Source organism: Streptomyces laculatispora (assembly GCF_017353455.1).
Classification (GTDB): domain Bacteria; phylum Actinomycetota; class Actinomycetes; order Streptomycetales; family Streptomycetaceae; genus Streptomyces; species Streptomyces laculatispora.
Genome location: NZ_JAFMPZ010000401.1, coordinates 1 through 12,552 on the forward strand (window position 1 = coordinate 1; position 12,552 = coordinate 12,552).

The 12,552-nt window shown below is 68.3% G+C and carries 14 protein-coding genes and 2 pseudogenes; 8 read left to right on the forward strand and 8 right to left on the reverse strand.

What is annotated here, in order from left to right:
* From J1C73_RS20400 to J1C73_RS20410, 3 genes and pseudogenes are all read right to left on the reverse strand, one after another.
* Positions 1–517 (reverse strand): annotated as a pseudogene (locus J1C73_RS20400) (hypothetical protein); the annotation flags it as partial.
* A complete protein-coding gene (locus tag J1C73_RS20405) occupies positions 514–1,083 on the reverse strand; it encodes a sigma-70 family RNA polymerase sigma factor (RefSeq protein ID WP_241200483.1) in 570 nt (189 codons plus the stop codon). The gene J1C73_RS20405 and the pseudogene J1C73_RS20400, both read right to left, overlap by 4 nt.
* Complete coding sequence (locus J1C73_RS20410) at positions 1,080–1,241, reverse strand: hypothetical protein (RefSeq protein ID WP_207317681.1); 162 nt, start codon at positions 1,239–1,241, stop codon at positions 1,080–1,082. The genes J1C73_RS20405 and J1C73_RS20410 overlap by 4 nt, the downstream gene beginning before the upstream one ends.
* 524 nt (positions 1,242–1,765) lie before the next feature.
* Here J1C73_RS20410 and J1C73_RS20415 point away from each other — a divergent pair.
* The 3 genes from J1C73_RS20415 (at position 1,766) to J1C73_RS20425 (ending at position 5,562) form a co-directional block, all read left to right on the forward strand.
* Positions 1,766–3,295 carry an FG-GAP-like repeat-containing protein gene (locus J1C73_RS20415; RefSeq protein WP_207317682.1) on the forward strand — a complete coding sequence of 510 codons (1,530 nt, stop codon included), beginning with the start codon at positions 1,766–1,768 and terminating at the stop codon, positions 3,293–3,295.
* 407 nt (positions 3,296–3,702) lie between these two features.
* Positions 3,703–4,359: a class I SAM-dependent methyltransferase gene (locus J1C73_RS20420; RefSeq protein WP_207317683.1), complete on the forward strand. Its 657-nt coding sequence runs from the start codon at positions 3,703–3,705 to the stop codon at positions 4,357–4,359.
* Positions 4,360–4,695: 336 nt separating this feature from the next.
* The gene (locus J1C73_RS20425; RefSeq protein WP_207317684.1) at positions 4,696–5,562 is read left to right on the forward strand and encodes a TIGR03620 family F420-dependent LLM class oxidoreductase; all 867 of its coding nucleotides are present in this window, start codon (positions 4,696–4,698) and stop codon (positions 5,560–5,562) included.
* Positions 5,563–5,876: 314 nt separating this feature from the next.
* Here the strand turns inward: J1C73_RS20425 and J1C73_RS20430 are convergent.
* Positions 5,877–6,119 (reverse strand): annotated as a pseudogene (locus tag J1C73_RS20430) (hypothetical protein); the annotation flags it as partial.
* Between the two features lie 322 nt (positions 6,120–6,441).
* Here J1C73_RS20430 and J1C73_RS20435 point away from each other — a divergent pair.
* Positions 6,442–6,729: a DUF1905 domain-containing protein gene (locus J1C73_RS20435; protein WP_207317685.1), complete on the forward strand. Its 288-nt coding sequence runs from the start codon at positions 6,442–6,444 to the stop codon at positions 6,727–6,729.
* A gap of 164 nt (positions 6,730–6,893) precedes the next feature.
* Here the strand turns inward: J1C73_RS20435 and J1C73_RS35050 are convergent, their stop codons facing one another.
* The 4 genes from J1C73_RS35050 to J1C73_RS20450 form a co-directional block, all read right to left on the reverse strand.
* The gene (locus tag J1C73_RS35050; protein ID WP_242644455.1) at positions 6,894–7,025 is read right to left on the reverse strand and encodes an alpha/beta hydrolase; all 132 of its coding nucleotides are present in this window, start codon (positions 7,023–7,025) and stop codon (positions 6,894–6,896) included.
* 180 nt (positions 7,026–7,205) lie between these two features.
* On the reverse strand, positions 7,206–7,808 hold the full coding sequence (locus J1C73_RS20440) for a dihydrofolate reductase family protein (protein ID WP_207317686.1): 603 nt from the start codon (positions 7,806–7,808) through the stop codon (positions 7,206–7,208).
* Positions 7,766–8,731, reverse strand: a complete 966-nt coding sequence (locus tag J1C73_RS20445; RefSeq protein ID WP_207317687.1) for a metalloregulator ArsR/SmtB family transcription factor — start codon at positions 8,729–8,731, stop codon at positions 7,766–7,768. Before J1C73_RS20445 ends, J1C73_RS20440 begins: the two co-directional genes overlap by 43 nt.
* A gap of 128 nt (positions 8,732–8,859) precedes the next feature.
* Entirely contained in the window at positions 8,860–9,090 is a 231-nt protein-coding gene (locus J1C73_RS20450; protein WP_207317691.1) for a hypothetical protein, read from the reverse strand.
* A 121-nt stretch (positions 9,091–9,211) separates the two neighbouring features.
* On the opposite strand from J1C73_RS20450, the gene yhfZ reads away from it, so the two are divergent.
* The 4 genes from yhfZ to J1C73_RS20470 all read left to right on the forward strand — a co-directional run bounded on the left by yhfZ (position 9,212) and on the right by J1C73_RS20470 (position 12,429).
* Entirely contained in the window at positions 9,212–10,150 is a 939-nt protein-coding gene (gene yhfZ, locus J1C73_RS20455) for a GntR family transcriptional regulator YhfZ (RefSeq protein ID WP_207317688.1), read from the forward strand.
* Between the two features lie 95 nt (positions 10,151–10,245).
* Positions 10,246–10,632 carry a PRD domain-containing protein gene (locus J1C73_RS20460; protein ID WP_123466791.1) on the forward strand — a complete coding sequence of 129 codons (387 nt, stop codon included), beginning with the start codon at positions 10,246–10,248 and terminating at the stop codon, positions 10,630–10,632.
* Between the two features lie 63 nt (positions 10,633–10,695).
* Complete coding sequence (locus tag J1C73_RS20465) at positions 10,696–11,052, forward strand: DUF2620 domain-containing protein (protein ID WP_207317689.1); 357 nt, start codon at positions 10,696–10,698, stop codon at positions 11,050–11,052.
* 42 nt (positions 11,053–11,094) lie between these two features.
* Positions 11,095–12,429, forward strand: a complete 1,335-nt coding sequence (locus J1C73_RS20470; RefSeq protein WP_207317690.1) for a YhfT family protein — start codon at positions 11,095–11,097, stop codon at positions 12,427–12,429.
* The last annotated feature ends 123 nt before the right edge of the window (positions 12,430–12,552 follow it).

Consider the following 12,552-nt stretch of genomic DNA (forward strand, 5'->3'; position numbering starts at 1 on the left):
CTTCACCGACGTCGGGCGCGGCGTCGGTGAAGTCGTCGGTGGAGGGGGGAGCGCTCTGGATCTGCTCGGTCTGCTCGTACCACCAGCGGGCTTCACCGTGCTCACCGAGCGCGAGGTGGTGGAGGTAGAGGCAGTAGGAGGCCGCGGGGTCACCGGCGCCGGCCGCGTACTGCCACCAGAAACGGGCGTTCTCCTCGGATTCGGCGAGCTGGAGGATGCAGCCCAGGACCCGCGCGCCCGGGGGTTCGGGGAGTTGCGGGGTGAGGAAGGTGTCCAGGGTGCTGAGGGCGGTGTTGCGGGTGACGACGGTTTCGCAGAGGGTCTGCAGGTTCTGGGCCGCTTCGTGCTCCGTCGGTTCCTCCGGCGCGGGGACAGATGGTGGCGGTGGGGCGAAGGACGGGTTGGTGGTGCGGAGCCGGGCGAGGAGACGGGTCTCGGCGGCGTTGATGTCGTCCTGGGTGTAGGGGGTGGTGACGAGGCGTGCGCGGGAGAGGAACTCCGTGATGTGGCGTGTCATCGCCGTCCTTCCATGGCGCGGTCGGGTCCCAGGATGTCCCGCAGCCGGCGCGTCGCGTGGCGGACCGTGGAGCGGACGGTAGCGCTGGTGATGCCGAGGACGTCGGCGACTTCGGGTGCGTTCAGTCCATGGAGGTAGGTCATCACCATGACGTCGAGCTGACGCACGGTGAGCTGACGCATGGCCCTCATGAGGGCGAGGGACTCGGTGATCTGTCCGTACGGATCCACGGCGTCGCGCAGGGCGAAGGTGTTGAAGGCCTCGTCGTCGAGCAGCGGGGGCCGGCGCCTGCGCGCGCGGCTGTGATCGTTGACCTTGTTGCGCATGACGGTCCAGGCGTAGCCGGAGGGGTTCTCGACGAGCAGGACTTTGTCCCAGGTACGCAGGAGTTGCTCGAAGGCGCTGTCGATCGCCTCTTCGGCGTCATGGCGGTTGTGGAGGAACGTCTCGGCGTAGTGGATGTAGCGCGGCCGGTTCATCTGGTGGAAGGCGGTGAAGGAGAGGTCGGGGAGCTGTTGGGTCATCGGATCGGTGCCCTGACGGGTGCGGTTTCGGTACTCGCTCACCGGCCTTCCTTCCCTTCGTGGGGACGGCGGCTCATCTCGCTCACCCCGATCCGGACTCCCGCGGCCGCCAGGTGGCGCAGCAGGGTGAGGGTGTCCTTGCCGAAGACGCGGAGCGTGACCGCCAGGATCATCAGGTCACCTACGAGGTGGATCGTCACAGGCGAGAGCCTCTGTTCGTGCGAAGAGCCGGGCGCTTCTTCGAGCCCGGGAAGTGCGCGGGTTGTGCGCCCTTCACCCTCAACAACACCTGGGAACGAACAAGTGTGCAGGGGCAATTCAGGGAAAGTTACGGAGCGACAAGGCCGCTCACGCACAGACGTTCCCTCCTGCTCATCCAGCGCCGTTAGCCACCTCACGCCACGCACACGCCAGCACCACCACCAGCACACACACCTCACGGCTGGCGCTTTGCATAAATTTGCGCGAATCCAGCAAACGTCAACCGTGACTCAGGTCACATCCTTCGAACGCCCAGTCGGGCGAACGTTGCCTGAATTCGCCTCCAGGCGTGCGCCGGAACCAGGTGGGGCCCTGAACCCCGTCAGGGCGGAGTCGTACACCACGGGCCACCCACCGCACAACTCCCGTACGTGAAAACCCGGATGTCCTGTGGGGCACAACCATCTACGTGGGATCGCCGTCATACGCAGTGGATGTGAACAGGCGACCGAAAGAAGATTTCATGCTCTGGATACGACGCCCTGACACCCACAATGCGCGACGGACCGGCAGACGGCATGGCGCCCGTGCGGCAGCGCCGCTGGCCGCCGCGCTTCTGGTTTCGGGTGGTCTGACCGTTGTATCGCTCACCCCCGGGGTAGCTCACGCGGCCGGGGGCCGCGCGGCGCCGGCGGAGGATTTCAACGGCGACGGCTACGCGGACCTCGTCACGGCAGCCCCTGGCGCGACTGTCTCCGGCAAGGCGCAGGCGGGCTATGTGGCGGTGACGTACGGCTCGGCGAACGGCATTGATCCCGCGCACAAGACGCTCGTGAACCGCTCGACGAGCGGAGTGCCCGGGTCGGCCACCGCGAAGCAGCGGTTCGGGAACACCTTCAGCAAGGGGGACCTCGACGGCGATGGCTACAGCGACCTTGTGATCGGCTCGGCCAAGGGGTCTGCGGGCAGCGTCGTCGTATGGGGTTCGCCCTCGGGACTCACCGGCGGCACCGCCATCGCCGGCTACGGGCTGACCCCGCAGGTGGGCGACTTCGACGGTGACGGAAAGGCCGATCTGGCGCTGTTCGGTGACGCCGAGGTCGAAGGCGATGACTCCGTACAGCAGTCGGCGAACCTGTGGAAGGGCCCCATCTCACGCGCGGGCAAGCCGACCGCCCGGCTCAATTTCCTGGACAAGTCAGAGTGGTGGGGCTACAACGGCTCCGGTCCGGGCTGCGCGGCCGACGACTCGTGCGTGAACGGCCCCCACTCGCTCAGCGGGCCCAACACCGCCAAGTCGGTCGGTGACGTCAACGGCGACCACCGCGACGACATCGCCATCTGGGCCTACGAGGGCGACGGAGTCTGGGCCAACCACGTCCTGTTCGGCGGCGCCGGCGGATTCACGGAGACCGGCACGCTCGGGGACATCGGCTCCGAGGGCGACGACAGGGCCACCGACATCGGTGACGTGGACGGCGACGGCTACGGCGACGTGGTGGTCGGCAGCGGCGGCGAGACCAGCAAGGTCACCGTCCTGTACGGCTCGGCCTCCGGCCCCTCGTCCGACCGGGTGCAGACCTTCGACCAGTCCCTGCCCGGGTTCTACGGCGCCGAGGAGGAGGGCGACCACGTCGGCTCGTGCGTCTCGGTCGCCGACGTGACCGGGGACGGCCGCGCGGAGATCGCCCTCGGTATCGACGGTGAGGACTTCGGCAGTCTGACCGACGCCGGCTCGTTCGCGCTGCTTCACGGCACCGCTTCCGGTGTCACCGGTGAGGGCAGCCAGGTGATGCACCAGAACACCGCAGGCGTGCCCGGTGTCGCAGAGACGAACGACCAGTTCGGGGCGGCCTGCGCGCTCCTCGACATCAACGGCGACGGCCATCGCGACCTGGCGGTCTCCTCGACTGCGGAGAACGCCTCGGCCGGAGCGGTATGGACCCTCGACGGCACCGCCAAGGGCCTGACGACGAAGCACGCGAAGACCTTCGGCCCCGGCGATGTCGGGGGCCCGGCGACCAAGGCGTTGTTCGGCAGCTTCCTGCGCTGACAGCACCGCATTGATTTCGGCGATCGGCCGGGCGGCCCCTTGTTGCCCGGCCGGTCGCTTGAAATGACGTGAGTAACGGGGACTCCAGGTCAGGGAGCCTTTGCAGGGGGCTCAGAAATCGCCACGCCGTCCGCGGAATCGGGCCTTCGCATCAGGTGGCGCCCGGCCATGCTTCAACCCCGAACGTGCTCACTGCTCTGGCGCACCAACAATTCGCGCCTCGCCCGCGCCGCCCTCCGCACCCGCCTCGACGCCGCACGTCCCGGCCCTCCCGGAGACGAGGCCTGGATACCGAACTAGGCTCACTGTGAGCAGAGTTGGACCGTCCGCAGCTGTACCGGTGCGAGCGAGCATGGCGCGGCGGGGATCCGGCGCCGGCTGCGGAAGGCGGATGATGGAATCGTGCCATGACGACACTGTTGCCCCGCATCCTCAAGGCGCTGGATCAATTCCACGCTGTCCACCCGTGGGACCACAACGCCCATTACCACCGCTGGATCATGCGGCAGATCCCGAGGCGCTTCGACACGGCCCTCGACATCGGATCGGGCAGCGGGGACCTGGCCCGGCTGGTGGGCACACGTGCCAAGTCCGTGCAGTGCCTGCACGCCGACCCCACGATTGTTGCTCGGGCACGGGAACTCACCGCGTCGGCTGTGCCCGTCACATTCACCGTGGGAGACGCGCTGACCGACATACCGCCCGGCTCCTACGACGTGATCACATGTGTCGCCGCCATCCATCATCTGCCGTTCTCCGAGGCTCTCACCCTGTTTCGCCAGCACCTGGCGCCGGGCGGGACTCTGGTTGTCGTAGGACTCGCCCGCGCGCAGTCATCCGGCGATCGCCTGATCGGCACAGCTGCCGTTCCGCTGAATGTCGCCATGGCCTGGATCAAGAACCGGGGTCGCAGGTCAGCACGACCGGCATCGATGACCGCTCCCACCCGACCGGCGACGATGAGCTTCGCCGATATCGTTCGTGATGCCCGGCACGTGCTGCCCGGTGTGCGGCTCCGCCGACGAGTCTTCTGGCGATACACATTGGTCTGGCACCAAAACTGACGCCTGCCCCACAGGCAGGTCTCCACGACTCTCATGTGCCGATGGCGGGCTGCCTGGCCAGTCGGTCCGGGCAGGATGCATCGTCCGCGCCCCGCACGCATCCGGTCGCGAGCCGGCCGGGGCCGGGCCGGGACCAGGCCCACAGGAACACGCTCATTCCCGGCCTGTTCCCACGCCGGACGTGAGCCCGTACCGGCGCAGTTCAAGGTTCTGCCTGATTCCCGGTCGAATCCCGTCGGGCTGGTCTGCGAATTTCGGACAGCCAGCGGGATCCAGCAGTAGGACTGGTCACTGTTCCGACAGGAAGAGCCGTACCCGACATCAGGAGGGCGGCCAATGGAACTGGGAATGTTCGGCATCTGGAGCTTGGCTTTCACCCACGGCGACCCCGGTGAGGCCGCGGACGCTGCGGCGGAGGCCGAGGAACTCGGGTACGAGACGCTGTGGCTCGGCGGCGATCCCGGCGGCAACCCGCGGGGCGATCTGGTCACAGCGGCGCGGATGCTTGACGCGACCCGCCGTGCGGTCGTTGCCCCAGCCTGCGTCTCCGTCTGGGACCGGCCCGCGGATCAACTGGCCGGCGCCTACCATGCGCTGCCGCCGGCCGACCGGGAGCGGCTGGTGATCGGACTGGGTGTCAGCCACGTTGAAGTAGTCAGCACGTACCGGCGGCCATACACCGCGATGGCCGACTACCTGGAGGAACTGGACTCGGGCGTGCCTCCGCTGCCGGTCTCCGCACGGCTGATCGGGGCGCACGGGCCCCGGATGACCCGGCTGGCGGCCGACCGGACCCTCGGTGTGCACCCGTACCTGGTGGACATCGAGCACGTGATCCGTACCAGGGAGCTGCTGGGACGAGGGCCGCTGCTCGCCCTGGAGCAGACCGTCGTCGCGCACACCGATCCGGCGGTTGCCCGAGCCCGGGCGCGTCGGACCCTCTCCCCCTACATGTCCCTGGCGAACTACCGGTCCGCGTGGCTGCGGTCCGGATTCACCGAAGAGGACCTGGCAGGCGGAGGCAGCGACCGCCTCATCGACGCTCTGTTCCTCTGGGGAAACACCGACGACATCGCGGCAGGGCTCACCGAACGGCTCACGGCAGGCGCCGACCACATCGCCGTGCAGATCGCCACCGAATCGCGCGGCACATTCGCACGCCGCGCTTGGCGCGAACTCGCCGGCGTGCTCCTTGCCCGCTGAGTACCTGTCACACGAATCCGGAGAAGGCGGCCCGTCCGTGTTCCGGACTGCTCGCCGGGGAGGCCGAACGAGCTGTCATGATCGTCGGATGGGTGACGACCTGCGTGAACTTCCGTTCAACGCAGCCGAGGGTCTCGTGCGTCGCAGACAGGGTTCCGCAACTGCTCGTAAGCACGTGTTTCGGGACCAGCAGAGCAGGTTCTTCTGGCTTCCCCTCGGAATCGGTGAGGGCGTGTGGACGGGTGCTTCGCGCCCCTGTAGCAAGTTGATTTGGCCCCACCTCGATCGAGTGGTTCCGCCGGCCTTGGACCCGGTCAGCCCTGCAGCCAGATCCGCAGCGGAGCGGCCGGCTGGAATCCGTGGCGGACGGCGGCCGCCAGATCCTGTCCGTGCTCATAGCCGACCACGGGCAGGCCGGGAAACAGTCGGTGCACCGCGTCCAGCACAACCGGCCAGACAGCATCAGGGCCGCCGTCCAAGGCGAAGACATGGGAGATTCCGACCACATGTTCGCTGCGGCTCGCCACCGCTCCGGCAATCACCCGGCCGTCAGGTGACTCAAGGCGTGCGCAGAGGTCCCCTGCTCCCGGCGCATCACCGTCTCGTCAGGGAAGACCACATCCCACTCGGAGTCCGTTTCCACCGGAGGCAACATGATCAGGACCGTAGGCCACTGGTGGGCGGGAGGCAGCGGCGTTTCACGCACCCGCGCGTCCGATGCCGTGGCCGGTGCTGGACGGGAAACGCAGCCTTCGGGCAGGCCTCCGTGTACGTCACCGACCGCGCCGAGCGCTGTGCCGGACGGTCCGCGCTGCGACCCCGGTGCACCGCAGGTACGCTGCCCGGGTTCCGGCACTCCCCGATGAACGGATCGCCCTCATGAACGTCGTCTTCACCGGCCTCGTGATCGAGTGGCGCGGGCCTTCACCGTTCTACTTCGTCGCCGTGCCCGAGGAGCAGGCCGCCGACATCCGCGAGGTGGCCGCGCTGGCCACATACGGCTGGGGTGTGATCCCCATCGAGGCGCACATGGGCGAGATCGCTTTCACCACGTCGCTCTTTCCCAAGGACGGCGGCTATCTGCTGCCACTGAAGAGCGCTGTGCGCAAGCCACAAGGCCTCTCGGCAGGTGATGATGTGACCGTGAGGATGACTGTCCGCCTCTAGCTCCCGGACCGTCGGATATTCCTGCCGGTGTCGGAGGTTTTCCGGCAAAGTGTCGGTTGTTCCTGCCGGGTGTTCGGCGGGGGAATCGCGGAGGTTCTGGCGTCTGTGAGCGTCGTATTCCGGTTCAGGGCCTGTCGGTGCGGTGAGTACACAGGTCACTGGCGTCAGGATGCGGTCGCCTCAATGACGTCGAGGTGGTCGAGCAGAGCGGCGAGATCGCCGGCGAGGGAGTCGCTCCCGTGGCCGGACCAGTCCGAGTCGCCGTGCCCCCGCTTGTCGTGGACGACGCGACACATCCCTTCCCCGGACAGCGGGAGCACAGCCGCTCGGTGGCCCAGGCACTCAGGCACTCAGGCACTCAGGGGGGCGAGTCGGTGGACGCGTGCGCTACGGGCCCTCTACGAGCGGGCCGGCCAGGCTCGGTTGCCGACCGGTCCGGGCCGGCTCGGAGGGCGAGAGTGCTCTGAACGACTCGCTCAGCGGACTCGGTCGTAGACGAGGGCCAGCGTTCCGTGCTCGCCCGCAGCCTGGCTGACGAGCGTCCACCGTCCCGCAGGCAGGCCGTCGTCGAAGAGGCGCGGCCCGCCACCGAGGAAGACCGGGAAGACCGTGAGCGCCAGCCGGTCGACCTTGTCGGCCGCCAGCAGTGCCTTGATGACGCTCGCGCTGGACAGCACGAGAATGTCGCCGCCCTCGGTCGCCTTGAGGTCCGCTGCCACCTCGGCAGCCGGCTTGTCGACGATCGTCGTCCGTTCCCACGGCGCGTCGTCGAGGGTGGAGGACAGGACCACCTTGTCACTGTCGACGAGCCAGTTGGCGAAGCCCACGTCGCGCGCGTCGGCCCCCTCCATGTCGATGACGGTGGGCCAGAAGCCGAGGAACCCCTCGGCGTTGACCCGACCGAGCAGAACGGTCGTCGCCGACCTCCAGAGGCCGGCCAGGTGGTCGCGGGCCACGTCGGTGACGGCGTACGGCATCACCCAGCCCATGTTCAGCGGGTCGTCCGGCGCGGCGTAGTGGCCGTCGAGGGACAGGCTCATGTTGGTGACGATCCTGCGGCCGGCGGTCGGCTCTGCCATTTCGTGCTCCTCGTATCGGTATCGGTGCCGTCTGAGTCGTCGGCGCCACGAGTGATGTGGGTGATGCCGGTGTCGTGAGTGACGTCGGTGATGTCGGTGCGGTGCGGGTCTGCAGCGAGGGTCGCGGCTAGCTTGTCGAGGCTCTGGCCGAAGCCGATCTCGATACCCGCGATGAAGTCCGCGGAGTCGACCGCGCTGTTGGTGATCCGGTAGTGGACGTCGAGGTCCGTACCGGAATCGGTGGGCCGGAGATCGAGATCCACATGGGCAGTGAAGGCGAGGCCGCCGCCGGGGAGCAGGGGGGAGAGCTGGTAGGCGAGGCGCTCACCGGGACTCGTCTCATCGACCGCTCCCTCGGCCCGCCCGACGACCAGGTCCGAGCCGTCGGCATCCTCGGTGTCGCGGTACTCCAGGACGATCCGTCCGCCCGGTCGCGCCTCGAAGACGAGCTCGGAGGTGCGGAGATCGTCGGGTGTCCACCAGTGGGCGAGCAGGGCGGCCTCGGTCAGATGGCGCCAGACCAGCTCGGGGCGCCCCGTCAGCGACCGGAGGAACGTGAACGAGCGGCCGTCGGCCCACCCCGACTTCTCGGCGGCGAGCCGCTCCGTGTGGAGGCTGAGCCCGTACTGGTCGTAGGCCGCACGCGGGCCGTCGACCTGATCCGCGGTGTCGGCGAGCCGGTTGAGCTCAGCCGCCAGGTCCCGCAGGGGACCGGGCCGGAGTGCGTAGACGCGGCGCTGGCCGCTGCGCTGGGAGGTGACGATTCCGGCGCGCTCAAGAGTCTGCAGGTGCTTGGTCGTCTGCGGCTGGCGCGCCTCGGCCAGCTGGGCGAGGACGCCGACCGAGCGAGGCCGCTCGGCCAGCAGGCTCACAAGCCGCCAGCGGGCCGGATCGGCCAGCGCGATGAGGAGTGCGTCGGTCATGAGCACCAGTATTCCTTGAGAAGAATATTCGTGTCAAGGAATATCTCGCGAGCCAATCGTCCGGGGCCGGGCGACCCTGGTCCGGACGGAAGGTCCCAAGGGTCGGGCCTCGGAGTGGACGGGCCCAGTCATGGGCGCGGGGCGGACCCCTCGGGGCGCGCAGCGCCGCCGGCATCCCCCGCCACACGCGTGCCCGGATGCCACAGCGCACAGATGAAGGCGACTACGAGGGCGCCCGTCATGGGGTAGAACACCCACTGCATCTGCGAGGAGGTGAGGCCCAGTTCGCGAATGAAGTCCGGTGCGGCGATCGGCACGATGGCCTGGTCGACGAACGTCATCGACACCGCGAACACCATCGCGGCGAGCGCAAGTGCCTGGTTCGGCGGCCCGCCCACCCCCGGCCGCTTTGGAGGTCGCCCGCATCTGCGAAGTTCACGCCTCTTGTCAGTATCCAGAATCCTGGTTACTGTTTGATTCGTGAACGATTTCGACGACCGCTTCCTCACGCGCAACGGCCTCGCCGCACGGCAGCTCGCCGTCCTGCTCCTGCATCACGAGCCGGACACCCGCCTGCCCCGCGTGCGCGACTTCGCGCAGGAGCTGGGCTGCGGAAACGGTACCGTCCAGGCCGCCCTCCACCTGCTGGAGGAGTCCGGGGCGATCTCCACGACCGCTCGCGGCCATCTCGGCACGTTCCTCGTCCACTCGGACCGCACCATCCTGTGGCGGCTGTCCGGCCTGGGGACCCTTCTCGCGGCGATGCCGCTTCCCTACTCGCGACGGTACGAGGGGTTGGCGACCGGCCTGCGCAGCGCGTTCGAGGAGGCGGGCGCACCGTTCGCGATCACTTTCATGCGAGGCGCCGGAGCCCGGACCGCCGCACTACTGGAGGGCAAGGTCGACCTGGTCGTCCTGTCACGGTTCGCCGCCGACCAGCTGATCGCCGAGCACCCGGTGGAGCTGGTGGCCGACCTCGGTCCCGCCACCTACGTCGGCGCGCACGGCATGCTGGTGCGCCACGGCGTCGACCTGGACACACCTGGACTGCGGGTGGCGGTCGACCACGCCTCGGAGGATCTGCGGATGCTCGTGGAGCGGGTCTTCGCCGGCCGGGAAGACGTCGAGTGGCGGGAGGCGTCGTACATGCAGTTGAGCGACCTGTTCGCCCGGAACGAGGTGGATGCGACGGTGTGGAACCTGGACGAGGCACAGGACCGGCTCGGGATCGGCGTCGACGTGCTTCCGCTCGGGGACGAGGTCAACCGGGAGCTGGCCCTGCGCAACTCCACCGCCGCGGTGATCGGCCGGTCGGACGGGACCCAGGCGCTCGCCGCCGTTCGCGACTCGCTGGATCTGTCGCTGGTGACCCGACTGCAGAGCGAGGTGCTGCGCGGTGAGCGCGTCCCCTCGTACTGACCAGCGGGTTCAGTGACCGGGGTCTCATAACTCCGGGGCGTCACTCGCCTTCAAAATACAAAATCCTGGTTACTGTTGATTTTAGGAGGATCATCATGGACGACCAGCTCGCACTGCGGATCCAGCTCTTTCGCGAAGGCGGTCAGGTCAGACCCGAGGTGGCCGACTTCGTCACCACCGAGCTGACCTCCCTCGAGGCCGAGGGCCGCACCGTCACCGAGGCCACGGCAGGCATGCTGACCAGCCATCTGATGATGGCGCTCGGCCGGATCCTGGACGGCGAGGCGATCGAGCAGTTCCTCACCGACGACCAGGTCGCCGCCGAGCTGGCCGGACATCCCGACGCCGTGGCCCGTGCCCGCGCCGTATCGGCCCGCGCCGAACGGGAGCTCGGGGCCGCGCTCCCCGAGTCCGAGGTCAACTTCCTCGGGATGCACCTGGCCGTACTGGCCCAGCAGTCCCCCTCCGCACCCACGTCCTGACCGGTCACGGCAGGCATCCCCCGCCCCTCCTCGCCCCGTACCGACACAGAGAGAAGCACAGCCATGACGAAGATCCTCACCGGTGGAGTCGGCAAGGTCGAGGTCACCGAGGCCATCGGCAAGCTCGGCATCGACTCGCTCGACGTCGTCGCCTCCAGCGACATGGACGCCGCGATGAAGCTCCGGGTCGGCCAGGCCGACTACTACCTGGGCACCTGTCACACGGGCGCCGGCGCCTCGCTGGGCGTGCTCGTCGGCCTCATGGGCAGCGCCGCCTGCCACACCTTCGGGCGGAGCGTTCCGACGGAGGAGAAGGTCGCCGAACTGCTCGCCGACGGCAAGAAGGTCTTCGGCTTCTCGATGGACCAGATCGACGTCATCGCCCCCCTCATGGCACGCGCCATCGCCGCCCGCGGCTGAACACAGCCCGTTCTCATCGTCCCGGGCACCAAGGAGTGACTCGTGAGCACCACACTCGCCGCCGGCGCCAGCCTTGACTTCACGCTGGCCCAGCAACTGACCGTGATAGCCCTCTGTGCGCTGACGGCCTACATCTCGCACATGGCCCTGGCCGTCTTCAACGACGGGGTACGCCCCTTCATGCTGGACTTCATCCAGGGGCGCACCACCCGCAGCGCGACGACGGCTGTCTCGTTCGGTCTCTCTGCCGGATTCATCTTCGGACTCGGTGCGCCGATGGCCCTGTCCACCGGAGTTCTGAACCCGTGGCTGGTCTTCCTGCCCACGGACATCCTCGGGATGCTGGCGCCGAAGAAGTGGCTCGCTCCCCTCCTCGGCGGCGCCTGGGGCGCGGTGGTCGTGTTCGGTCTGAACGGCGCGAACAACGTCGCGCACGATCTGCCGGTCGACTTCCTGACGGCGATGCAGCAGATGTCGACGCCGATCCTGTTCCTCTTCTCGCTGTTCCCGGTGCTCGCCATCACCAAGCAGTTCGGCCGCAAGTGGGGCGGTATCGCGGGCGTCCTCGAACTGGCCCTCGTGGTCATGACGATGAAGCTGTGGCCGAACATGTTCGCCGGAGCACTGGCCATGGCCGTCGGTGTGCTGATGCTCATCGGGCTGGCAGTCGCCAAGGACGTCCGGCAGCGCCGGGCCGACCGGGCGGCGGGCGTCGAGGAGATCGTCCTGGAGGACGACCCTATGGCGTCGCTGTTCAGCGCCAGCGCGGCCCGTCTGCGCAGGTACCTGCCACTGTTCATGGTGCTTGGGGCCGGGGTCTGTGTGCTCGCCCAGATGCACATATTCGGCGGCGGTGAGGCAACCAGCTTCCTGATCGCGAAGGGGCAGTACTCCGAGGCCGCCCAGGTCGACTTCTACCGGGTGTTCGGCTTCATCCCACTGATCGCTACGACCGCGCTCGCCTCAGGCGCGTACGGCATCGCCGGTTTCACGCTGGTGTACCCGATCGGCTACCTCATGCCGAACCCGTTCCTGGCGGCCGTCGTCGGTGCGCTCGTGTTCGCCGCCGAGGTGCTGGCCCTCTCCTGGATCGGCAGGATCCTCGGCAAGCTGCCCAGCGTCCGGGACTCGTCGGAACACCTGCGCAGCGCCATCGGCGACACCCTCCAGCTCGCGATCCTCTTCGGTTCGCTGATGGCCGCCAATGCCATGGGCGGCGGACTCGGCATCCTCGTCGTCGGCGGGCTCTACCTGCTGAACGAGGCGATGGGCCGCCCCGTCGTGAAGATGGCCGCCGCACCCGCGGCCGTGATCATCGGCGGCATTCTGCTCAACATCCTGTACTGGCTCGATCTGTTCACCCCGGTCAAGGGCTGACACGCCCCCGGATCGGGGACCCGTTCACCCCGATACCAGGGCTTGCACACCCCCGACCGGACCGGGCCCGTACGCGAAGAAGGAACCCCCACGATGAATCACCCCGCCCCGCACACCCTGCGC